Below are 525 nucleotides of genomic sequence, written 5' to 3' on the forward strand. Positions count from 1 at the left end.
CCTTCGTCGGGCACGAGAAGCCGCTGGATCCAGGTCGCCAGCAGGACGATGGCGAGCAGCACCACAGCGGCGGCCGAGGCCAGGCCGACCTTGTTGAACTGGAAGGCCAGCTTGACGGTCTGGATGACGAACGTGGTGCTGCCGTTGGCACCGCCGGTCATGATGTACGGGATCTCGAACGCGGACAGCGAACCGGACACGACGAGGATCGCACTCAGGCTGACGACCGGCCGGATGCCGGGCAGGATGAGGTGCCTGACCTGGTGCCAGCGGTTGGCGCCGTCGAGTCCCGCCGCTTCGTAGATCTCCCCCGGGATCGACTGGATCGCGCCGAGGAACAGCACGAAGTTCAGGCCCAGGTAGCGCCACAGGGACACCGAGGCGAGCGACCAGTTGACGAGGTCGGGATCGCCCAGCCACAGGTGCTCGTCCCGCGCGCCGAACAGGCCGAGGACCGAGTCGAGGGTGCCGCCGGGCTGGAAGAAGTAGAGGAAGACGAAGCCGATGGCGACGCCGTTGACGAGG

At 67.2% G+C, this 525-nt stretch carries 1 protein-coding gene; it reads right to left on the reverse strand.

Features of this window, described 5'->3' with window-relative positions:
* The coding region (locus tag ABD323_RS45270) for a carbohydrate ABC transporter permease (RefSeq protein WP_344447759.1) at positions 1-525 on the reverse strand (525 nt) is incomplete at both ends.

It is taken from the genome of Kitasatospora nipponensis (assembly GCF_039528135.1).
Lineage (GTDB): Bacteria > Actinomycetota > Actinomycetes > Streptomycetales > Streptomycetaceae > Kitasatospora > Kitasatospora nipponensis.